The following is a 22,397-nucleotide window of genomic DNA, read 5'->3' as shown; positions in this document are numbered from 1 at the left end:
AAGGATAAATAATGAGTAGCGTAGATATTCTTGTTCCCGACCTGCCTGAATCCGTAGCGGATGCAACGGTTGCAACCTGGCACAAAAAACCGGGCGATGCAGTACGTCGTGATGAAGTACTGGTAGAAATCGAAACTGACAAAGTGGTACTGGAAGTACCGGCATCAGCGGACGGTATTCTTGATGCGGTTCTGGAAGATGAAGGGACAACCGTCACTTCTCGCCAGATCCTCGGTCGCCTGCGTGAAGGCAACAGCACCGGTAAAGAGACCAGTGCTAAGTCTGAAGAGAAAGATTCTACTCCGGCACAGCGCCAGCAGGCGTCTCTTGCTGAGCAGAACAACGATGCCCTGAGCCCGGCGATCCGTCGCCTGCTGGGTGAGCATAACCTCGAAGCCAGCGCTATCAACGGCACCGGTGTCGGCGGTCGTATCACCCGTGAAGATGTTGAAAAACATCTGGCGAAAGCTCCGGCTGCGAAAGCCGAAGCAAAAGCGCCGGCTGCAGCACCTGCACCGCAGGCTCAACTGGGCGCGCGTGGCGAAAAACGTGTTCCGATGACCCGTCTGCGCAAACGCGTAGCCGAGCGTCTGCTGGAAGCGAAAAATTCTACCGCCATGCTGACCACGTTCAACGAAGTCAACATGAAGCCAATCATGGACCTGCGTAAGCAATACGGTGATGCGTTCGAGAAACGCCACGGTATCCGTCTGGGCTTTATGTCTTTCTACGTGAAAGCGGTTGTTGAAGCGCTGAAACGCTATCCGGAAGTGAACGCGTCCATCGACGGCGATGACGTGGTTTACCACAACTACTTTGATGTCAGCATGGCGGTCTCCACGCCGCGTGGCCTGGTCACGCCGGTCCTGCGTGATGTGGATCTGCTGGGTATGGCTGACATTGAGAAGAATATTAAAGAACTGGCAGTTAAAGGTCGCGACGGCAAGTTGACGGTCGAAGATCTGACGGGTGGTAACTTCACCATCACTAACGGTGGTGTGTTCGGTTCCCTGATGTCCACGCCGATCATCAACCCACCGCAGAGCGCCATCCTGGGTATGCATGCCATCAAAGATCGTCCGATGGCGGTAGACGGCAAGGTTGAAATCCTGCCGATGATGTATCTGGCGCTGTCTTATGACCACCGTCTGATCGATGGTCGTGAGTCAGTAGGCTTCCTGGTAACCATTAAAGAGTTGCTGGAAGATCCAACGCGTCTGCTGCTGGACGTGTAGTTAATAAGAGTATCACCTGCCCCGTAGGTCTGGACGCTTATCAGACCTACGGGTAAAAGATAACGATTACCTGAAGGATGGACAGAACACATGAACTTACATGAATATCAGGCAAAACAACTTTTTGCCCGCTATGGCTTACCGGCACCGGTGGGTTATGCCTGTACTACTCCGCGTGAAGCCGAAGAAGCTGCATCTAAAATCGGCGCTGGCCCGTGGGTAGTGAAATGTCAGGTTCACGCTGGTGGCCGTGGTAAAGCGGGCGGTGTGAAGGTGGTAAACAGCAAAGAAGACATTCGCGCTTTTGCTGAACACTGGCTGGGTAAACGTCTGGTCACTTACCAGACAGATGCTCATGGCCAACCGGTAAATCAGATTCTGGTTGAAGCCGCGACCGACATTGGTAAAGAACTTTACCTCGGCGCAGTTGTTGACCGTAGCTCCCGTCGCGTGGTCTTCATGGCCTCTACCGAAGGCGGCGTGGAAATCGAAAAAGTAGCGGAAGAAACCCCGCACCTGATCCACAAAGTGGCGCTCGATCCGCTGGCAGGCCCGATGCCTTACCAGGGTCGTGAGCTGGCGTTCAAACTGGGTCTGGAAGGTAAACAGGTTCAGCAGTTCACCAAGATCTTCATGGGTCTGGCGACTATCTTCCTGGAGCGCGATCTGGCGCTGATCGAAATCAACCCGCTGGTTGTGACCAAACAGGGTGATCTGATCTGCCTCGACGGCAAACTGGGCGCTGACGGCAACGCACTGTTCCGCCAGGCTGACCTGCGCGAAATGCGCGACCAGTCTCAGGAAGATCCGCGTGAAGCGCAGGCTGCACAGTGGGAACTGAACTACGTCGCACTGGACGGTAACATCGGTTGTATGGTTAACGGTGCGGGCCTGGCAATGGGCACCATGGACATCGTTAAGCTGCACGGCGGCGAACCGGCTAACTTCCTCGACGTTGGCGGCGGTGCGACCAAAGAGCGTGTAACCGAAGCGTTCAAAATTATCCTCTCTGATGACAATGTTAAAGCCGTACTGGTTAACATCTTCGGCGGTATCGTACGTTGCGACCTGATCGCTGACGGTATCATCGGCGCGGTAGCAGAAGTAGGTGTAAACGTTCCGGTTGTGGTACGTCTGGAAGGTAACAACGCTGAACTCGGCGCGAAAAAACTGGCTGATAGCGGCCTGAATATTATTGCAGCGAAAAGTCTGACGGATGCAGCTCAGCAGGTTGTTGCCGCAGTGGAGGGGAAATAATGTCAGTTTTAATTAATAAAGATACCAAGGTTATCTGCCAGGGCTTCACCGGTAGCCAGGGGACATTCCACTCCGAACAAGCGATCGCTTACGGTACGCAAATGGTCGGTGGCGTTACGCCGGGCAAAGGCGGCACCACGCATCTGGGTCTGCCAGTGTTCAACACCGTACGTGAAGCGGTAGAAGCGACCGGCGCAACCGCCACCGTTATCTATGTTCCGGCCCCGTTCTGCAAAGATTCCATTCTGGAAGCAATCGATGCAGGCATCAAGCTTATCATCACTATCACCGAAGGTATCCCAACGCTGGATATGCTGACCGTGAAAGTGAAGCTGGATGAAGCTGGCGTACGCATGATCGGCCCGAACTGCCCAGGCGTTATCACTCCGGGTGAATGTAAAATCGGTATCATGCCGGGCCACATTCACAAGCCGGGTAAAGTGGGTATCGTTTCCCGTTCAGGTACCCTGACCTATGAAGCGGTTAAGCAGACCACCGACTATGGTTTCGGCCAGTCTACCTGTGTGGGCATCGGTGGCGACCCGATCCCTGGCTCTAACTTCATCGACATCCTGAAGCTGTTCCAGGAAGATCCGCAGACTGAAGCGATCGTCATGATCGGTGAGATCGGCGGTAGCGCGGAAGAAGAAGCGGCTGCTTACATCAAAGATCATGTAACCAAGCCGGTTGTAGGTTACATCGCGGGTGTGACTGCGCCGAAAGGTAAGCGTATGGGTCACGCGGGGGCGATCATCGCGGGTGGGAAAGGTACAGCGGATGAGAAATTCGCTGCGCTGGAAGCTGCAGGTGTGAAAACTGTTCGTAGCCTGGCCGATATCGGCGAAGCGCTGAAAACCGTTATTAAGTAAGAAATAAAAAAACAGCCCTGACTCTCTGCATAGTCAAGGGCTGGTCCCGTTTCGACATGGTTGGCCATCTGATGATGGCCTTTTTTATGTCTGCAATTCAACTTTTGTCTGTGTGTTATTTTTATAACCTGCTTAAAGCTATACGGTTTTTCTTCTGTAGGTAATAACCATCATGGCATTCAATATTTATCTTGCAATTTGATCATAATCATCTGCATAAATGAGATTATTTTCTGCGGTGAGCATCATTCTTTCTCTTGATTAATTTCTGCATATTACCGGCTTTAATTTCATTAATGCCGGAGGATACCGTGTCGTTGAAAATCCAGGATGATTATCTACAACGTTTTTTCTCGATAGCAAAAGTATTCTCCAGTGCGACTGGATTAGCCACGGTTGTGGTTGATGTTAACGGAAAAACTCTCTCGGATTGCCATAACTTTAATTCGTTCTGCACATTAATGCGGGCGGATGAACGATATTGTACGAGGTGCCAAAAGTGTGAAAAATATTGTGCTTTTGAAGGATTAAAACACCTTAAACCCAGAATACTCAGCTGCCACGCTGGGCTAAGTCTGTTTTCTATGCCATTAATTCGCGAGGGGCATCTGTACGGTTTTATGCTCTGTGGGCAGGTGCGGGCAAAATATCAGGAATATAAAACTATCGTTATTGATAATGAATGCTCATGGATGGATGAACCAAAAATAAAAGCTGAATGGAGTCAGGTGGCGGTAGTCGATAATAATACACTGGTGGCATCAGCTAATTTATTAAATTTTATTGTTGATAATTTTGAGACAGAACAGCAACAACCTGATGAGTTTGTTATCCCGTCGACCAGTTACATGCGTCATTATTTTACAGAGCCTTCCCGACACGAGAAAAAGCTTCTGGCAGCGTTGCGTTATATTGATGAGAATTTATATAGTGAATTATCCCTGGAATCCGTAGCAGCTCACGTTTGCTTAAGCGCAAACTATTTCAGCCGTTTTTTTAAGAAACGACAGGGCGTTAACTTTAAAACCTGGGTGAATCAGAAAAAAATGCAAAAAGCGGGGGAGTTATTGCACGATCCCGTTCATTCAATAGACAGCATTGCCCGGAAACTCCAATACGCACAAACCAGTTACTTTTGCCGTGTTTTCCGGGCGGCGCATCAAACGTCGCCCCAGTCTTTTCGTCATGCCAGACTGTCACAGTAAAGGTTTTCTGGCAGCGTGATGGCTTCAGGGATAAAAGAGAGCCGATCGCTCAGGGTTACCACATCACCAATCACTATCAGCGCAGGGGGGAGGATGTTAGCTTCCTGCGCCTTGCTCAGTAGTGAACCGAGCGTACAGGTAAGTCGGCGTTGGTTATCCCGGGTGGCGGACATAATTAGCGCTGCAGGCGTATCTGCTGATTTTCCACCCATCAATAATTCCTCACAGATAAACGCCAGATTGGCGATACCCATGACAATAACCAGCGTACCATTCAGTTTCGCCAGCTGACGCCAGTCCTGCTGTTGGTTGCCCTCCCGCGTATGGCCGGTTACCACGTGAAATCCCGAGGCGAAATCGCGGTGTGTTACCGGAATCCCGGCATAGGTCAGGCCACCAATGGTTGAGCTAATACCCGGCACCACTTCAAACGGGATGCCCGTCTCGACGAGATCTTCAACTTCTTCAGCCCCACGTCCAAAAACATACGGATCGCCGCCTTTCAGACGCACAATATTATTGTGCGTTTGGGCATACTGGACAAGCAGTGCATTGATTTCATCCTGCGGTACACAATGGAAACCTGGGTTTTTACCGACATTGATAAGAAGACAATCAGGTAATGCCCATTCCAAAATTTTAGGATTGACCAGCCGATCGTAAATAATGACATCAGCCTGTTTAATGCACATCATTGCTTTGAGGGTAAGTAATGAAATATCACCGGGACCTGCCCCAACGAGCCAGACCTTTCCGAAAGTTTTCACATTGTGTCCTTTATCACATCGATCAAAAAAAGGCAGAAACCACATCAAGGAATGATAAAAAGCAGTCGTTTGCCCGTAAGTTATAACGTGAAATTATCCAAAATTATCGCACTGATAATATTGATTAATCTCGCAAAGTTTTTTCTGCAATAAACAAGATGACTTGAAAAATTATTAAGAACTTATTGGCACCATTTGCTTAGGTTTAACCTTATTTAAATTGTGTTTATTGCTGCTCTTGAGTATTATTGGTTAATATTTATCCGCCATCAGTGTGAGTAAATCATGGATTGGATCAATGACATTAATGGATGAAATAAAATATAACTCTCGGTGCTTATCTGGGTAGCTTGAATTATTTTTTATAAATTAAACTATTTTTGTACGCTGCATATGGAAGAGGTTATGAGAGGAAAAATACCCAAGACGGAGTTGCTGGTAACTTTTGAAGTTGTTGCGCGTCACGAAAGTTATACCCGGGCAGCTGAAGAGCTGGCTTTGACACAAAGTGCTGTTTTCCGCCAGGTAAATGCACTGGAGGATTTTCTCAATACCGCGCTATTTAATCATGCCAAAAAACGCATTTTCTTAAATGCGGCCGGCAAACACTATTTAAGTATCGTTAAAGAAACGTTAAATAAACTTGAACGAGATACGACGACGATAATGACCTGGCAGCCGACGGTACAGGTTATTGAGCTGGCGGTGAATCCGACGTTCAGCACGCACTGGCTGATCCCAAACCTGCGTGAATTTAACAAACTTAATCCTGATATTATCGTGAACATTCATTCCCTGGCGAATATTGGTGATTTTCTCAATCGAGAGTATGACGCGGCAATTATGCGTGAAGACTTTTATTCGCCATGGTCAGGGGTTGAGTACCTGTTTGAAGAGGAAATTCTGCCGGTTTGCAGTCGCTGTTTGCTGGCCGAACCGGAACGAAAACTGGCGGTGAACGAATTACTAAACGAATTTCCGCTCTTACACCAAAGCACGCGCATCAAAGGGTGGCAGGAGTGGTTTGCGCTGTCAGATGTCAGCAGTCCGCTAGTGAATAAAGGTCCGAGATTTGATTTGTTATCGATGCTGATCGCGGCGGTCCGCTCTAATCTGGGCGTTGCGCTGCTCCCACGTTTTGCCATTCAGCACGATCTGGACAGCGGTGATATGGTCATTCCTTGCGATGTTCCAATGCGTACCGGGAATCGATTTATTATGACGTGGCGTGAAGAGAAATCGGAATCCGAGCATTTACAGATTTTCCGTAACTGGTTGCTCAGTAAGTCCGTGGTATCGGCTGCCTGAAGGTGGCTTGCGCCTTATCAGGCCTACAACGATGGGTAGGCCGGATAAGACGCGTTAGCATCGTTATCCGGCAAAAGAACGGCTACCAGTCGATCCCAACCTGTGCCTGAACACCGCGGTCAAACGCGTGTTTGACCGGGCGAATTTCACTGACTGTATCGGCCAGTTCCAGTAACAGCGTATGGCATCCGCGTCCTGTGATGATAACGCTCTGACCGGCAGGACGATTTTCGATGGCGCTGATAACCTCTTGCATATCCAGATAGTGGTAAGCAAGCATGTAGGTGAGTTCATCCAGCACCACTAGATCGTAATGCGCATCAGCCAGCATGCGCTTACTTTCCTGCCAGACAACCGTTGCCGCCTCGATATCTGCTTGCCGATTTTGGGTTTCCCAGGTAAATCCGGTACCCATAATATGGAACTCGACGCCGAGGGGATGCAGGGTGTTGTACTCGCCATTGTCCCACTGACCTTTAATAAACTGCGCGATGCCAACGGTTTTTCCGTGACCCACTGCGCGCGTTGCCGTGCCAAAGGCTGCGGTGGATTTTCCTTTTCCGTTGCCGGTGAAGACAATGAGGATCCCTTTCTTCTCCGTTGCCGCCGCTACGCGGGTATCAACCTGCTCTTTCAGCTTCTGCTGACGCTGACGGTGTCTGTCGTTATTGGCGCGCGCTTCCATGGAAACTCCTTAATGCCCTGCCGGACAAGTTGCGCAGCGATGCTGCTGCTCGAACTGGCTAAAGAAGTTATTGCCTTTGTCATCCACTAATACGAAGGCCGGCATATTTTTAACTTCCATCATCCATACGGCTTCCATTCCCAGTTCGGGATATTCAAGGCACTGCAGGCTTTTCACGTACTGCTGCGCCAGCAGGGCTGCTGCACCGCCAATGCTGCCGAGGCTAAATCCACCGTGTTTCTGACAGGCATCAGTGACCTGCTGGCTGCGGTTACCCTTGGTGAGCATAATGAGGCTGCCGCCTTGTGCCTGGAAAGCATCGACATACCCATCCATGCGCCCGCCGGTGGTAGGCCCCATCGAGCCACAGGCCTGATTTTCCGGGGTTTTGGCGGGTCCTGCGTAGTAAACGATATGCTTTTTCATGTATTCCGGCATCGGTTCGCCGTTATCCAGTCGCGCTTTGATGTTCGCGTGGGCGATATCGCGAGCGACAACAATCGGGCCGCTTAACGACAGGCGTGTACCAATGGGCAGAGCGGAAAGGTCATGCAGGATGTCACGCAGCGGACGGTTCAGATCCAGTTGTACGGTCTGGGCACCGTTTTCTACTCGCTGTGAATCAGGAATGAATTTGCCCGGATTATGCTCGAGTTTCTCCAGCCAGATACCGTGTTTATTAATTTTGGCCTTAATGTTACGGTCGGCAGAGCAGGAGAGGGCCATCGCGATTGGGCAGGAGCCGCCGTGGCGCGGTAAGCGAATTACGCGGATATCGTGGGCAAAGTATTTGCCGCCAAACTGCGCCCCGATGCCAAACTCGCGGCTGGCATTGAGCAACTCGGCTTCCAGCGCCGTATCACGGAACGCCTGGCCCAGCTCGTTCCCGCTGGTGGGTAGATTATCGTAATATTTGGTTGAAGCCAGTTTGGCGACTTTCAGCGTCTGGTCGGCGGATAAGCCCCCAACCACAAAAGCGATGTGATACGGCGGACAAGCGGCTGTACCCAGTGATTTCATTTTTTCGATCAGGAACGCAGTGAGTTTTTCCGGCTGTAGAATGGATTTGGTTTCCTGGAACAGCGCCGCTTTGTTAGCTGAGCCGCCACCTTTATTGACGAACAGGAAACGGTATTCGTTACCTGGGGTGGCGCTAATGTCGATTTGTGCGGGCAGGTTGGTCTGGGTATTGACCTCGGTATACATATCCAGCGGGGCATTTTGCGAGTAACGCAGGTTGTTTTCGGTAAAGGTGGAATACACGCCTTTGCTTAATGCTTCTGCGTCATCGCCGCCGGTCCAGACATGTTGTCCTTTGCTGGCCACAATGGTTGCCGTCCCGGTATCCTGGCAGTTGGGCAGTACGCCTTTAGCTGAAACCTCTGCATTGCGCAGCAGCTGCAATGCGACGTACTTATCGTTACTGCTGGCCTGTGGGTCGTGCAAAATGCTGGCAATCTGTTTTAAATGTCCGGCGCGCAGGAAAAATGAAGCCTCATAAAACGCCTGCTGTGCTAACAAGGTTAACGCTTCCGGTGCAACCTTGATCACTTCCTCTCCGTCTAACTCCGTTACCGTAACGTGCTGGTTACTAAGTAATTCATACTCGGTACTATCCTTACTCTGAACAAAGAGTTCCTGCCAGACAAATGGTTTAGACATGTTTACTTCTCACCTCTTCGTGTTGTTTACCGAATGGCGCTTCGCTTATCCGGCCTACGATTAACGCATTGATGTAGGTCGGATAAGCGAAGCGCCATCCGGCGTAAAGTTATTTGGCTAAAAAGACATTGGCTTTTGTCGCTTCGGCGACATATTCGATAGTTTTCTGGGCACGAACGCTGTTTCCGGCTTCATCAAGCGGCGGAGAATAGACCGCAATCGCATATTCGCCTGGGACAACGGCAACCATGCCGCCGCCGACGCCGCTTTTCGCCGGGATGCCAACGGTGTACAGCCATTTACCGCTACCGTCGTAAAGCCCGGCGATTGCCATTTCTGCCAGCACCTGCGGAACATATTTCTCATTCAGCAACTGTTTACCGTTGAACGGAGATTTGCCTTTGTTCGCGAGTACGGCACCCATTTTGGCCAGTTGCTCAACGGTGATATCCACCGAGCACTGGCGGGTATAAATTTCAACGGCTTCGTCAGTGTTGCCATAGAAGCTGTTATAGGATTCCATCAGCTTGGCCAGCGCCTGATTGTGCTGGTTGGTTTCCATTTCAGATTTGAAAACCGGTTCGTTCACGGTGAGAGTGGCATCGGCCCAGACGTTCAGGTTGTCGAGGATTTTGTTCCAACGATCGGTTTTGTCTTTGGCTTCGATCAGGCTAACAGTGCTCATGGCCCCGGCGTTTACCAGAGGGTTTTCAGGCGCGCCTTTGGTCAGTTCAACGGCTAAACCTGAGTTGAATGGCATACCGGTGGCATTGGCGCCAAGTTTATCCAGCACTACCTGAGGACCGTGCTGCTCCATGGCAAGCGCCATGGTGAACACTTTACTCAGGGATTCCATTGGGAAAGGTTTGTTAACATCGCCAACCTGGTAGATCTTGCCGTCCACCGTCGCAATGGTGATGGCAAAATTATTCGGACTATAGGTCGCCAGAGCAGGGATGTAGTCGGCGACTTTTCCATCGTTGTTACTTTTGTACTTCTGATGAGCCTGTTCTATCAGCTTGGCGTAGTCGGGCGTGGTTTGCGCGAATGTGGTTGCGCTAAACAAGACGCTGAAAGAAAAGAGACTCACGCCGAGAATTGTTTTATTCATTATGCATTCCTGTTGGTGTGCTCATCGTGGTGCCGGATGGCGGCGTACCGCCTTATCCGGCCTACGGATGGTTAAACGTTATGTAGGCCGGATAAGCGCGAGCGCCATCCGGCAATGGCGTTGTGTCAGGACATGGCAACTTCTGACGGTTCGGTAACCGGACGTTCCTGCTCCGGGGACTTCACTGGTGCAGAGCCACGGCAACCCTGGCCGAAGTGTTCACCTTCCCAACGGCTGACAATGGCTGCTCCCATTGCGTTACTCATAACGTTCGTGGCGGAACGACCCATATCGAGGAACGGATCGACACCCATCAGCAGAATCAGACCTGCTTCTGGAATGTTGAACTGGTTCAGGGTTGCAGCGATAACCACCATTGATGCGCGCGGTACGCCTGCCATTCCTTTCGAGGTGAGCATCAGGATCAACAGCATGGTGATTTGCTCGCCCATGCTCAGTTCGATGTTGCACGCCTGGGCAATAAAGACGGTGGCAAATGAGCAATAAGCCATGGAACCGACCAGGTTAAAGGAATAACCGATAGGCAGAACGAAGCTGGCAATTTTTGACGAAACACCGAATTTTTCCAGCTTGTCCAGCGTACCCGGGAAGGCGGCTTCAGAGCTTGAAGTGGTAAAGGCCAGCAGAGCGGGTTCGAGGATTGATTTAGTTAACCGTGCGATGCAAGGCCCGACGATCATCGTAGACAGGCCAATCAGGATCGCCCACAGCATACCCAGCGTCAGGTAGAACTCACCCATGAAGATCCCGGCGCTAACCATCACACCCAGACCACGTTCGGCAATCAGACCTGAAATAGCGGCAAAAACGGTCAATGGTGCAAACAGCATGACGTAACCCGTCAGCTTCAGCATGACGTGCACCAGTGAATCCAGCACTTTCACGATAGGATCGGCTTTTTCACCAATCGCAGCGAGGCTGCAACCGAGGAAGATTGAGAACACGACGATCTGCAGAATTTCGTTACGCGCCATCGCATCGACAATACTGGTCGGTACCGCGTGTGAGATGAATACTTTCAGCGTGAATGGCTCTGACTTAACGGCGGCAACGGCTCCGACGTCATGTGGCACAAAGTTGATACCTGCGCCTGGCTGGAAGATATTAACGATAACCAGACCCAGTGCAATTGACACCAGAGAGGCGCAAATAAACAGGAAGAAGGTTTTCGAAAATATACGTCCCAGCGTTTTGGCATCGCCCATTTTGGCAATACCTACAACCAGAGTTGAAATAACCAATGGAGCGATAATCATTTTCACCATACGTAAGAATATGGTGGTGAAAATGGAAATATCTGCTGCATAAGATTTTGCTGTTTCAGCCGCGGCCATATTATTTATGGCCACCCCGGCAATCATGCCGAGTATCAGGCCTAATATGATCATCTTCGTTAAACTAATTTTCTTCATGTGTACTCCATCGGATAAAGGCTGGTAATTGGAATTGTGTAGGGTGGCGTGCGCCTGAACCTGGACAGCAGCTCAGACGCACGCCTGTTGTGACCAACCGCATGAATAATTCGAAGCACTGTGATACAGCTGAATTCTGTGCTCCAATGGTTGTTATTGTGTTTTTTTGTTACAAGTCGAACTCAATACTTAATAATGGAGCGTGTTGCTGCGCACCATAAACATCATTGTCACCGACGTTGCCGGAAATAATATCTCGTGGCATGACGATTTTTACGGCATTCGCTGGATCGAACCAGACGATATTGTGAATAAATTCAGGCTCAACATTATATAAACCGGCAATAAGCTGCGGTGTTAATTGCTCGCAGGCTTTTACCCGCTGATAGTCTTCCCTTGTTTTAAATAAAATATCTAAAACCAGTTCGTACGGTCCGGCGTTTTTGGAACGAATTACTTGCGCCAGTGAACAAATTGAGTGTTTCATGCCTGAACTCCTTCTGGCGTCACCTGTTCAATGTGGAAATCAAAACGCAGCGCATCGCTCGCTTCAATCAGGTGATAGATCGAGAACTCATACACCGGTCCACTCTGAATATCAGATGGCGAGAACGGGAAGGCGAGGTTGCCCGCAGTCGCAATACGATTTTCATAGCCGTAGTGCAGCAGGGTAGAGCGCACCAGCGAGCAAACGCTGTTGGCGATATCCTGCGTTGGCGCAACGACATCCAGTAGAATTCCCAGTTCATGGCCCGCAGTTTTCATCGGCTCATGGTTGCCCATCACACCGTTCTTACCGTAAAGGTGGAACGTCATGCGGATACTGTCGTCATTCAGTGAGAGGTTACGTGCAACGCTTGCCTGTACCTCTTCAAGAATCGTGTCAATCCCGGCAATCATAATAGGGTCACGTGTTCCGGCGATGGTCAGGCAACGGAAGCCAACCTGGCGTGCACCTTCCAGTTTCAACGCATACGGTGTTTCTTCATGCCGTGAACCGCTGACATACACTTCACCCTCGTTAACCTGGGTGAAAGTGCATGCCTTCAGGTTCAGCACACCGCCTGGCCCTGGCAGGAAGTACGGATCTGACTTCTCGTACAGGGTGTGCGCTGCTGCGGAAGTCTCGGTGAACTTACGCTTGGGATTGAACGCCTTCAGCGTAAAGCCGTTATCGTCAATGATTCCCATCGCACAATCTGAGCCGGAGCCAGGGGTGGCGGCAATGGCTGCACACTCAAGGATCTTACCGCAATGAAGCGCCAGACCTTCATCAAAGCCCTGCATAATCGGCAGCGCGGCGAAGCAGGCCGGATCGTAGGCACGTCCGCCCAGGACCACCTGCGCACCGGCTTTCAGCGCACGCTGGAAAGGCTCGACGCCCATCTGCGCGACAATGTAGGTGCTCTCTTCAATGGCCTCGTGAGTCAGTTCAGGCACAAAATCGAGCGCGGTGATTTTGCCGTTATCCAGCGCCTGATGAACGATTTCTTTGTCGACATCAGACGGAATCAGCGCCATTGAGAAAGACAGTTTTTCTTCCTGCGCGATCTCATGGATTATCTGGCGACACCACTCCAGATGCGGAGCTGCACCAGAACCACCGGCTGTGCCGATCACGACAGGGATGTTGTTCTTAACGCCTGCCACAATCATATAGCGCAGATCGCGTTTCACACCGGCCCTGTCAGTAAAGGGTTTACCTGCCCCCAGGTAGTGGGGGCCAGGATCGGAGGAACCTGCGTCAACAGCAATAAGATCCGGTGACTCTTCCATGGCTTTACGAAAACTTTCTTCCGGGAAGCCATAACCCAGGATAGCCGTAGGCGATAAGATCTTAAATGTGCGTGCCATCTCTTAATCCTTAGTTTGCAACAGCGCGATGGTGCGGTTCATTTCGTTAAACACGATGTTGAGACCTTCATCGAAACCCATACCCGGTTTGATCAGCATGCGCATTGGACGCGCGGCCAGCGCGACGTGTACGCAGGTACGAGCACTGATTTCCGTTTCGTTACAGGTACCGCCCTGATAGGCTTCCATTCCGTGTTTGTTGCAATACAGCACTGCATCAACGATGTTGTGAATACCGCCCAGGTCCGGGGTTTTAATCTGCACCATGTGGCAGCTGCCCGCGTCGGTGAAGTCCACGATGTCCTGATAGGTGTTACACCATTCATCCGCAACGATTTTCACGCCGGAACCCAGACGAGTCAGCTCCTGAGTGATCTCGGTTAACATGCGGATCTGATCCGGCTTGTTACCGGCATCAACCGGACCTTCAATGTACAGCGGTAGGCCTTGCGCTTCGGCTTCCAGGCTGGCGATGTATTCGGCGCAACGCACTGGATCCATATCGAAGATCAGACCGATGGTGCCGTAGACATCAATGTGCAGCGTCGGGTGATAGCTTTCGTTGGTGCGCAGGCTCAGGATGCGGTTAGACAACCAGCGGACGTACTCACGCAGTTTTTCACCTTTAAAGCCCAGCTTCTCTTCAACGTTATTGATCAGCGCATGCGGCAGGACATCCACACCTTTGAGGATCATCTTGTCGACGGCGATATAACGGTCGTCGCCGCTCTGACCAAATAACGGAATGGCTTCCGGGACACATGGCAGTTGCCATTCATCACAAACCACTTCGGCTTTCAGACGACCGGTAGCCAGTGCCGCCGCGTCCAGCAGCGCCTGAGACAGACCATAACGTACGGCGGTATGCAGCAGATGGCCGTCAATACGCAGTTCGTCAAAGAAACGGGCGTTGGTCAGGAACGAATCAACGTCACGACCTTCCAGTAACGGCTTGATGTGGTCGTTGAGGAACGGAATGAAGTTTTCAGCTAGGAACAGTGGGTCACGACCGCCTGCACCTGAATATTGCACCGCTGCGCAATCGCCCACAGCTACCGCGCCGTTTTCCAGAATCAGCTGTACGGAAACACATTCACCCGCCTGACGAACAGACGTAAATCCTGGCGTTACCGGATCGCCGGTATAGATAAACCCGTCATGACCGGCGCCGTTTTTGATGGCCTGCTGATCGTCAAAATAAAATGAGGAGTAGCCAGCTGTGAAAAGGGCCTGTTTAATTTTCATTATGGTCTTCCTATTAATTTACTGTGGGATACGGCGTTGATGTCATCAATGACCATCTGGAAAGAAGGCTTGCGACCTTCGAAATGTGCGCGCTCTGCAACGTAGTCGTGGTGCAGGGCGAGAATATCTTTCGGCAGCGGCACGGCACCGGCTTCAAGAATACGGATTGCGCCTGTGTTATCGCGAACAGGCAGGATCTTACCGGCGTTACAGGCGGCAGGAGCGAAAGGCACATCCAGCACGCCAGCTTCAAAGGCCAGCACCGTACCGCGCGCAATGTCACCATTGCCCAGTTCGAAGACTTTCTTCAATACCGCGCGGACTTCGCTCTTAATCAGGTCAACTTCCTGCTCCACGGCAGCGCACTGCGGGAATTTCTGATCGCTGACCATGTTGAGCATCTGGCGTGACGCTTTCAGACCCTGGGCGTTAGCTGCCGCGGTTGGGATACCGAATGCTTCGTGCGGACTTTTGGTAATGACTTTTGTGGCACCAGACATACCGGCAACCGCTGCGCCCCAGGCGATAACGGAGAAGGCTTTTGCTTCATCTTCCGGGAATCCGCCCATCCACTGGTGGAAAACGGTGCTCAGCTCGTAATCGTCGAAGCCATGGTTATGGAAGTATTCGTGGGACAGTTCACGCAGTGCCTGAATAGCAGCGATATCCTGTGTCAGGCTACCGACCTGGCCGTAACCGACGGTAATAGACTTCACGCCCTGCTCCAGCGCCAGCAGACCTTCGATAATCGCGACTGAGTGGGACATGAACGGCGGGATCAGCGTGCCGGTCAGCGGACCAAACGGCTCACGGTTGATGCGAATGCCGTTCTCTTCGTACAGACCCATCAGACGGTCGCAGTACTGCCAGTCACGGATAGATTTTTCCAGGGTGACGCGTTTGGCGTAAGGGATGTTGTAGGAGATACCGCCGCCTTCGTAGCTGGTAAAGCCACTGGCCATGGCGATTTCTGCCAGCAGACGCGCATCCGGTGTACCGTGGCGAACCTGGATCGGTTTATCCAGCGATTCAGTCATACGACGGCAGGCAGCAACCCCGTGATTGACGACCGGTAAACCATTCAACTTGGAAGTACCTGCTTCGATGGATTTTTGGATCCCGACAGCGGCTTCTTCATAGCGGTTCAGACGGGTATAGGCATCGATAGTACTTGGCAGGAGGTCGCACTCTTCCTGCAATGTTTTGAGCAGCGCAATATGCTCATCCATTAATGCCACACCTGCGCGCGGCTGGCTCAGAGTTTTACCTTCCTGATCGGCCTTCAACAGGGCGAGGGAGAAACGCTTTTTCTCTGGAATTGATTGCTGGTACTTCACGCCATCTTCGAAGTTCTCAACGTCTTTGCCGGTTTCCCAGGTTTGTAACACCTGATGCCTTTCGGTCATAAATTCGTCGTGGGTCAATTTTTTATTTCGAAGTTCCATTCGTAGCTGCCTTAAGTTTTATAGGGTTAAACACTGAATGCTGGTGCGAGCAGCGGCTTGCGGGTACAGCCTGGCGACGTTTGCCAGTAGAGGGAGCAGGCCATTTGAATCGCGGTAATACTCAAACTGATTCGGTAACAGAATTCTTTTACCCTGGTCGTCCAGCTCCCTGTATTTGAGCCAGTTATGGATATCGAACTGGCTGGCGCGAGAGAGCCATCCCCCTGAACCGACGATTTTGCGTACGGTGGTGAGATCGCGACCCATCTGTAAATCCACATTACCCACGCAGGTGCAAACCTGCTTTTTAGTGCCCGCGTGGCGCTCAGCGGCATAGCCCACGCATAAACCTGCCAGCAGGGTGTCGAAATATTTCTCTTCCTCGCTGAGTGGCAGGTAATCCGGTTGCCCAACCAGGTGGCGTAGATAGCGGTAAAACGCTTCCTCGCGCTGTGGCTGCTGGGCGAAGATGACTTTCACCATATCCTGCGTGCTTTCTCCCACCACAACGGCGGAAACGCGCATTCCAAGGTCGCCTTCAACGGTACGTTTGACGAACGGTTCAGGAACACCATGCAGGACGGTATCGGGGGAGAGGGTATTCGCGCTGGCCGAATAGACATCCGTGGTGGCTCCGCCCATATCAATCAGCATGAATTCCTTCCATGCGCTGTCGTAATCGCTAATGGCTTTGACTAACTCATATACCGTCCATGGCGTCGGCATAGGCTCTTCGCCTGTTTCGCCGACGATAACGTCCAGACCTTTGCCTTTGACGATGCGTGACAAGAACACATCGCAAATCGCCTGGCGCGCGGCAAACGGATTCGGGTGATCGAGGTCCGGCAGAATGTTGTCTACCGTGGTCAGATCCTTATGTCCCAGAATCGTTTGTATTTCGTCCTGAATGTCCCGGTTTCCGGCGTAGATAATGGCGCAATCAAGCTTTGAGCCTGCCAGCGCGTGCGCATTCGCCAGGCCGTAACTTTCTTCGCCACCGTCTGTCCCGCCGGTAAACAACAGAATGTCTGGCGGTGATGATTCCAGCTCCTGGATGTCATGACGGTTCAGCTTGTACGAATAATATTGCGCGATTTTCGCTCCTGCCGAATGGGCGGTAACTTTTGCCGACTCCAGCGTAATGGAAGGCACCAGCCCCATTGCTGCAACGGCGAGCCCACCTTTCGCTGAGGAGGAGTATTTCAACTGCACTTCACCACTTTTCAGTAACGGGCGAGCATCGGCAACATTCAGCACCTGATTCAGGCTGGCAAAAAAACCGTCTGCCAGATGATGTGTGGTGGTTGGGGTCAGGACATGGTTTACCAGGGTTAATTCCTCGCCTTCATGTGCGAAGAGGGCTGCCTTGGTCCATGTCGAGCCGATATCGACAGAAACTGTTTGCATCAGATGGCCTCTTCCAGGCAACGCTGTTCGAGGCCATTGTGTTGGTGAATATCATTAGTGATAAGCGCGCAAACATCTTCCAGATCGTGGCTGGGGGCGAAAACCCGGTTAAAGCCCATCTCTTTAAACTTCACTTCCACGTCGGCGAAGTCATGTTTACCGACGACCAGGTTGCCGCCGACGTACAGCAGAATGTCGCCAAGGCCGCGTTCGATGCAGCGCTCACGTAATCCGAGGCAGTCAATGTCGCCATGACCGTAGATAGAGGACACCACGATGGCATCGGCGCCTGTTTCAATCGCAGCATCAATATATTCATCCTGGCTCACCATCACCCCGAGGTTGATTACGTGAAAATCATGAGCAGTAAAAACGCGATCCAGAACTTTATTACCTACTGCATGGCAGTCAGCACCGATGACGCCAATAACAAGTGTAGATTTCTTCATGGGTAATCCTCTGTAGGGCTGATGGTCAATAAGTGAAATTATTTTCTAATATTTAGAACATGGATTGTGACAACCTCTTAATAGGGTTGGAGTTTCTGTGGAAGCGAAAAAGGAAGCAATTGATCTATTTTCAAAATATCCTGAGAAAAATGATTATTATATTTGTCATCTATAAAATCCTTTCATAATCAATGTGATAGATTATCTTTTCTTAGCTGGTTTTAATTTATTAGAGAATTGGGTAATAAATGACTTGCCATGTTTGTGATCGAAATCTTATTTTGTTATGCGCGCCGTTTATGACGTGTTTTAAATAATTTCAAAAATCCCAATTACTAATTAACTTGTGAACGACATAACGGTTTTTTATTTTTTAATCTTATATGTCACAATTCATTTTTGTTAAATTTAGGATAAAAATGATAAGGAAATGTTTGTGGCATATTTAATCTTTGCCACATAAGAGAAAAGGGGGTGTTAATGATAACTTTCAGTGATGACTTAAGCGAAACGTCAGCGTTCTCTCGCAGAACGACAAACGCAATGCATCGGTCATTGTGGAACGTTTTCGCTTCCAGTTGAGATAGTTACATCTCGGTGTTAATTATAAGTAAAATTTAAATGAATAATTTGTATGAAATAACAAATCCATGACTTGCTAAACAAAAAACTGTGAGCTACCCAGCATTAGTGATTCTTTATCTGTTATCAATTTTGTCAGCTGGGCTGGTTAAAAGATCGTGTACATTTAAATAAATATCCTATCATTTGTAGTAACGGCAATTACTCATTGAAAAACATGTTGTTAACATCGCGTTTACTAGTAGCGTGAGTGTTAAACACTATTAACATTAAATTTGAAAATTGATTTAAATCAATGTTTAAAACTTGGAAAACAGCATCAAAAGAGGGTAAATTGCTTCAGATCAAATTGGTCTGAAAGTGGTAAATTAGCTATAAATTGATCACTATCGAAAAATGCAAATTTGTCTCGATAAAAACCTGTTTATTGTAAGGATTTTACGGCGTAATATAATTGCGGGATCAATTTGAGTGTTTTATTAACATGTTTGTAACCTTTCATCATTGTCCTTTCTTCAAATGAGAGGAAAGGGTAGCGGCGGAAGGAAGCAGATAAATTTGTATTGGGGCATGCGTGTGACCCTTTCTAACGGGGTTCACTCTCGGAGTCTTCATGCGATGAGCAAGGAGTCATGATGTTAGATATAGTCGAACTGTCGCGCTTACAGTTTGCCTTGACCGCGATGTACCACTTCCTGTTTGTGCCACTGACGCTCGGTATGGCGTTCTTGTTGGCCATCATGGAAACGGTCTACGTCCTTTCCGGCAAACAGATTTATAAAGATATGACCAAGTTCTGGGGCAAGTTGTTTGGTATCAACTTCGCTCTGGGTGTGGCTACCGGTCTGACCATGGAGTTCCAGTTCGGGACTAACTGGTCTTACTACTCCCACTATGTAGGGGATATTTTCGGTGCGCCGCTGGCGATCGAAGGTTTGATGGCCTTCTTCCTCGAATCCACCTTTGTAGGTCTGTTCTTCTTCGGCTGGGACCGTTTGGGTAAAGTCCAGCATATGTGTGTCACCTGGCTGGTGGCTCTGGGTTCTAACCTGTCCGCGTTGTGGATTCTGGTTGCGAACGGCTGGATGCAGAACCCAATCGCAGCGGATTTCAACTTCGAAACCATGCGTATGGAGATGCTGAGCTTCTCTGAACTGGTGCTCAACCCGGTAGCACAGGTGAAATTTGTTCACACTGTGGCATCTGGTTATGTATGTGGCGCGATGTTCGTTCTGGGTATCAGCTCCTACTATATGCTGCGCGGTCGTGACTTCGCGTTTGCTAAACGTTCTTTTGCTATCGCTGCCAGCTTTGGTATGGCTGCTATTCTGTCTGTTATCGTTCTGGGTGATGAATCTGGTTACGAAATGGGCGACGTGCAGAAAACCAAACTCGCTGCGATTGAAGCAGAATGGGAAACTCAGCCTGCACCGGCTTCCTTCACGCTGTTCGGTATTCCGGACCAGGATGCGCAGGAAAACCATTTTGCGATTCAAATTCCTTATGCGCTGGGCATCATTGCCACCCGCTCTGTTGATACACCGGTCATTGGTCTGAAAGATCTGATGGTGCAACACGAAGAGCGTATCCGTAACGGGATGAAAGCGTATCAGTTGCTGGAAGAACTGCGTGCTGGTACTACCGACCAGGCCGTTCGTGACCAGTTCAACAGCATGAAGAAAGACCTGGGTTATGGTCTGCTGTTGAAACGCTATACGGACAAAGTTACCGACGCGACCGAAGCGCAAATTCAGCAGGCAACGAAAGATTCTATTCCTCGCGTTGCGCCGCTGTACTTCGCTTTCCGTATCATGGTGGCATGCGGCATTCTGATGCTGGCAATTATCGCGGTGTCCTTCTGGACTGTGCTTCGTAACCGTATTGGTGAGAAAAAATGGCTGCTGCGCACCGCGCTGTATGCGATTCCTCTGCCGTGGATTGCTATTGAATCCGGTTGGTTTGTTGCAGAGTACGGTCGTCAACCGTGGGCGATTGGTGAAGTGTTACCAACAGCCGTAGCGAACTCTTCGCTGACTGCTGGCGACCTCATCTTCTCGATGCTGTTGATTTGCGGCCTGTATACCCTGTTCCTGGTGGCTGAACTGTATCTGATGTTCAAGTTCGCACGCCTTGGGCCGAGTAGCCTGAAAACCGGTCGTTATCACTACGAGCAGTCCACTGTGACTTCTCAGCCGGCACGCTAAGACAGGAGTCGTCAAATGATCGATTATGAAGTATTGCGTTTTATCTGGTGGCTGCTGGTTGGCATTCTGCTGATTGGTTTTGCGGTCACTGATGGCTTCGACATGGGGGTGGGCATGCTCACCCGTTTCCTCGGTCGTAATGATACCGAGCGTCGAATTATGATTAACTCCATTGCCCCGCACTGGGACGGTAACCAGGTTTGGCTCATCACCGCGGGTGGCGCACTGTTCGCTGCCTGGCCGATGGTCTATGCCGCTGCGTTCTCCGGTTTCTATGTGGCGATGATTCTGGTTCTGGCGTCCTTGTTCTTCCGTCCGGTCGGTTTTGACTACCGCTCTAAGATTGAAGATATGCGCTGGCGCAACATGTGGGACTGGGGCATCTTCATTGGTAGCTTCGTGCCACCGCTGGTGATTGGCGTGGCGTTCGGCAACCTGCTGCAAGGGGTTCCGTTCCACGTAGATGACTACATGCGTTTGTACTACACCGGTAACTTCTTCCAGTTGCTGAATCCGTTTGGTCTGCTGGCAGGTGTCGTGAGCGTTGGGATGATCATCACCCAGGGGGCGACCTATCTGCAGATGCGTACGGTAGGTGAACTGCATCTGCGTGCTCGTGCAACTTCACAGGTTGCGGCGCTGGTGACTCTGGTCTGCTTCGCGCTGGCCGGTGTGTGGGTGATTTACGGTATTGACGGTTATGTTGTGACCTCTGCACTGGATCATCATGCCGCCTCTAACCCGCTGACCAAAGAAGTGGCTCGTGTGGCTGGCGCATGGATGGTGAACTTTAACAATGCACCTATCCTGTGGTTGGTTCCTGCTCTGGGCGTGGTTCTGCCGCTGTTGACCATCCTGACTTCTCGCATGGAGAAAGGGGCATGGGCGTTCGTCTTCTCCTCACTGACGTTAGCCTGCATCATCCTGACTGCCGGTATCGCAATGTTCCCGTTTGTAATGCCATCCAGCACCATGATGAACGCAAGTTTGACCATGTGGGATGCCACCTCCAGCCAGCGTACATTGAATCTGATGACCTGGGTCGCGGCGGTGTTTGTACCGATCATTCTGCTGTACACCAGCTGGTGTTACTGGAAGATGTTCGGTCGCATCACTAAAGAAGATATTGAAAGCAACACCCACTCTCTGTACTAAGTAAGGAGCTTAAAATGTGGTATTTCGCATGGATTTTGGGAACGCTTCTTGCCTGTGCATTTGGGATAATCACAGCGCTGGCGCTTGAGCACGTTGAATCAGGCAAAGCCGGGCAAGAAGATAGCTAATGACCAACATTATCGCGATGGTATACAACGCGATGGACAAGCGCCCCTTGCGGGCGCTTTCATTTGTGCTGGCAATCGTGTTGGCTGGCTGCATATTCTGGGATCCGTCTCGTTTCGCGGCCAAAACCAGCGAGCTTGAAATCTGGCATGGTTTCCTGCTGATGTGGGCGGTCTGTGCAGGCATTATTCACGGCGTTGGCTTCCGTCCTCGCGCCGTACATTGGCAGGGCATCTTCTGCCCGCTGATCGCGGATATTGTCCTCGTTGTTGGTCTGATTTTCTTCTTCTTTTGAATAAGAAACATCCTTAAATATTTATGGGCTTGCATAAGCCCATAATTTTTTACTCTCCGTTTACTTTCCCCCATTCCAAAGCACCATTCCCGCGCGTATAGTA

The 22,397-nt window shown here is 50.5% G+C and carries 19 protein-coding genes and 1 pseudogene; 9 read left to right on the top strand and 11 right to left on the bottom strand.

The window, feature by feature from the left end; all coding sequences use genetic code 11:
* Positions 1 to 11: 11 nt before the first annotated feature.
* The 4 genes from odhB (at position 12) to GHC22_RS16220 (ending at position 4,566) form a co-directional block, all read left to right on the top strand.
* Positions 12 to 1,235, top strand: a complete 1,224-nt coding sequence (odhB, locus tag GHC22_RS16235) for a 2-oxoglutarate dehydrogenase complex dihydrolipoyllysine-residue succinyltransferase (RefSeq protein ID WP_003022925.1) — start codon at positions 12 to 14, stop codon at positions 1,233 to 1,235.
* Positions 1,236 to 1,325: 90 nt separating this feature from the next.
* On the top strand, positions 1,326 to 2,492 hold the full coding sequence (sucC, locus tag GHC22_RS16230; RefSeq protein ID WP_003022927.1) for an ADP-forming succinate--CoA ligase subunit beta: 1,167 nt from the start codon (positions 1,326 to 1,328) through the stop codon (positions 2,490 to 2,492).
* On the top strand, positions 2,492 to 3,361 hold the full coding sequence (gene sucD, locus GHC22_RS16225) for a succinate--CoA ligase subunit alpha (RefSeq protein ID WP_003022929.1): 870 nt from the start codon (positions 2,492 to 2,494) through the stop codon (positions 3,359 to 3,361). The genes sucC and sucD overlap by 1 nt, the downstream gene beginning before the upstream one ends.
* A gap of 311 nt (positions 3,362 to 3,672) precedes the next feature.
* Positions 3,673 to 4,566, top strand: coding sequence for a PocR ligand-binding domain-containing protein (locus GHC22_RS16220; RefSeq protein ID WP_153753517.1), 894 nt, complete (start codon positions 3,673 to 3,675; stop codon positions 4,564 to 4,566).
* Here the strand turns inward: GHC22_RS16220 and cobA are convergent.
* The gene (gene cobA / locus GHC22_RS16215; protein ID WP_003831416.1) at positions 4,545 to 5,333 is read right to left on the bottom strand and encodes a uroporphyrinogen-III C-methyltransferase; all 789 of its coding nucleotides are present in this window, start codon (positions 5,331 to 5,333) and stop codon (positions 4,545 to 4,547) included. The two genes, GHC22_RS16220 and cobA, sit on opposite strands and share 22 nt — an antisense overlap.
* Before the next feature lie 405 nt (positions 5,334 to 5,738).
* Between cobA and GHC22_RS16210 the strand changes: the two genes are divergently transcribed.
* On the top strand, positions 5,739 to 6,641 hold the full coding sequence (locus tag GHC22_RS16210) for a LysR substrate-binding domain-containing protein (protein WP_003022936.1): 903 nt from the start codon (positions 5,739 to 5,741) through the stop codon (positions 6,639 to 6,641).
* Between the two features lie 82 nt (positions 6,642 to 6,723).
* Here the strand turns inward: GHC22_RS16210 and cobO are convergent, their stop codons facing one another.
* The 10 genes and pseudogenes from cobO to glmS form a co-directional block, all read right to left on the bottom strand.
* Positions 6,724 to 7,326 (bottom strand): cob(I)yrinic acid a,c-diamide adenosyltransferase, encoded by a 603-nt coding sequence (gene cobO / locus GHC22_RS16205; protein WP_153753515.1) that lies wholly within the window; start codon positions 7,324 to 7,326, stop codon positions 6,724 to 6,726.
* A gap of 9 nt (positions 7,327 to 7,335) precedes the next feature.
* Positions 7,336 to 8,988 carry a class I fumarate hydratase gene (locus GHC22_RS16200; RefSeq protein ID WP_153753513.1) on the bottom strand — a complete coding sequence of 551 codons (1,653 nt, stop codon included), beginning with the start codon at positions 8,986 to 8,988 and terminating at the stop codon, positions 7,336 to 7,338.
* Between the two features lie 109 nt (positions 8,989 to 9,097).
* Positions 9,098 to 10,099, bottom strand: a complete 1,002-nt coding sequence (glsA, locus tag GHC22_RS16195) for a glutaminase A (RefSeq protein WP_008784152.1) — start codon at positions 10,097 to 10,099, stop codon at positions 9,098 to 9,100.
* A 151-nt stretch (positions 10,100 to 10,250) separates the two neighbouring features.
* Positions 10,251 to 11,532 (bottom strand): annotated as a pseudogene (locus GHC22_RS16190) (dicarboxylate/amino acid:cation symporter); the annotation flags it as partial.
* 169 nt (positions 11,533 to 11,701) lie between these two features.
* Positions 11,702 to 12,019: a DUF4387 domain-containing protein gene (locus tag GHC22_RS16185; RefSeq protein WP_003831425.1), complete on the bottom strand. Its 318-nt coding sequence runs from the start codon at positions 12,017 to 12,019 to the stop codon at positions 11,702 to 11,704.
* Positions 12,016 to 13,386, bottom strand: coding sequence for an acyclic terpene utilization AtuA family protein (locus GHC22_RS16180; RefSeq protein WP_003022951.1), 1,371 nt, complete (start codon positions 13,384 to 13,386; stop codon positions 12,016 to 12,018). Before GHC22_RS16180 ends, GHC22_RS16185 begins: the two co-directional genes overlap by 4 nt.
* A 3-nt stretch (positions 13,387 to 13,389) precedes the next feature.
* The gene (locus GHC22_RS16175; protein ID WP_008784155.1) at positions 13,390 to 14,631 is read right to left on the bottom strand and encodes a methylaspartate ammonia-lyase; all 1,242 of its coding nucleotides are present in this window, start codon (positions 14,629 to 14,631) and stop codon (positions 13,390 to 13,392) included.
* Positions 14,631 to 16,076, bottom strand: coding sequence for a methylaspartate mutase subunit E (locus GHC22_RS16170; RefSeq protein ID WP_003831428.1), 1,446 nt, complete (start codon positions 16,074 to 16,076; stop codon positions 14,631 to 14,633). Before GHC22_RS16170 ends, GHC22_RS16175 begins: the two co-directional genes overlap by 1 nt.
* Before the next feature lie 18 nt (positions 16,077 to 16,094).
* Positions 16,095 to 17,483: a methylaspartate mutase accessory protein GlmL gene (gene glmL, locus GHC22_RS16165; protein ID WP_032942739.1), complete on the bottom strand. Its 1,389-nt coding sequence runs from the start codon at positions 17,481 to 17,483 to the stop codon at positions 16,095 to 16,097.
* The gene (gene glmS, locus GHC22_RS16160) at positions 17,483 to 17,932 is read right to left on the bottom strand and encodes a methylaspartate mutase subunit S (protein ID WP_003022963.1); all 450 of its coding nucleotides are present in this window, start codon (positions 17,930 to 17,932) and stop codon (positions 17,483 to 17,485) included. The genes glmL and glmS overlap by 1 nt, the downstream gene beginning before the upstream one ends.
* Before the next feature lie 1,217 nt (positions 17,933 to 19,149).
* Here glmS and cydA point away from each other — a divergent pair.
* From cydA to ybgE, 4 genes are read left to right on the top strand one after another with little or no spacing between them, the layout of a single operon-like run.
* A complete protein-coding gene (cydA, locus tag GHC22_RS16155) occupies positions 19,150 to 20,718 on the top strand; it encodes a cytochrome ubiquinol oxidase subunit I (protein WP_008784156.1) in 1,569 nt (522 codons plus the stop codon).
* Between the two features lie 15 nt (positions 20,719 to 20,733).
* Complete coding sequence (gene cydB / locus GHC22_RS16150) at positions 20,734 to 21,873, top strand: cytochrome d ubiquinol oxidase subunit II (protein WP_003831431.1); 1,140 nt, start codon at positions 20,734 to 20,736, stop codon at positions 21,871 to 21,873.
* 14 nt (positions 21,874 to 21,887) lie between these two features.
* On the top strand, positions 21,888 to 22,001 hold the full coding sequence (cydX, locus tag GHC22_RS16145; RefSeq protein WP_003022970.1) for a cytochrome bd-I oxidase subunit CydX: 114 nt from the start codon (positions 21,888 to 21,890) through the stop codon (positions 21,999 to 22,001).
* Positions 22,001 to 22,294: a cyd operon protein YbgE gene (gene ybgE / locus GHC22_RS16140; protein WP_003831434.1), complete on the top strand. Its 294-nt coding sequence runs from the start codon at positions 22,001 to 22,003 to the stop codon at positions 22,292 to 22,294. Before cydX ends, ybgE begins: the two co-directional genes overlap by 1 nt.
* Positions 22,295 to 22,397: the final 103 nt, after the last annotated feature.

It is taken from the genome of Citrobacter sp. H12-3-2 (assembly GCF_009649895.1).
Classification (GTDB): domain Bacteria; phylum Pseudomonadota; class Gammaproteobacteria; order Enterobacterales; family Enterobacteriaceae; genus Citrobacter; species Citrobacter portucalensis.
The sequence above is the reverse complement of the archived record's forward strand: the minus strand, read 5'-3'. Positions and strand labels throughout refer to the sequence as shown.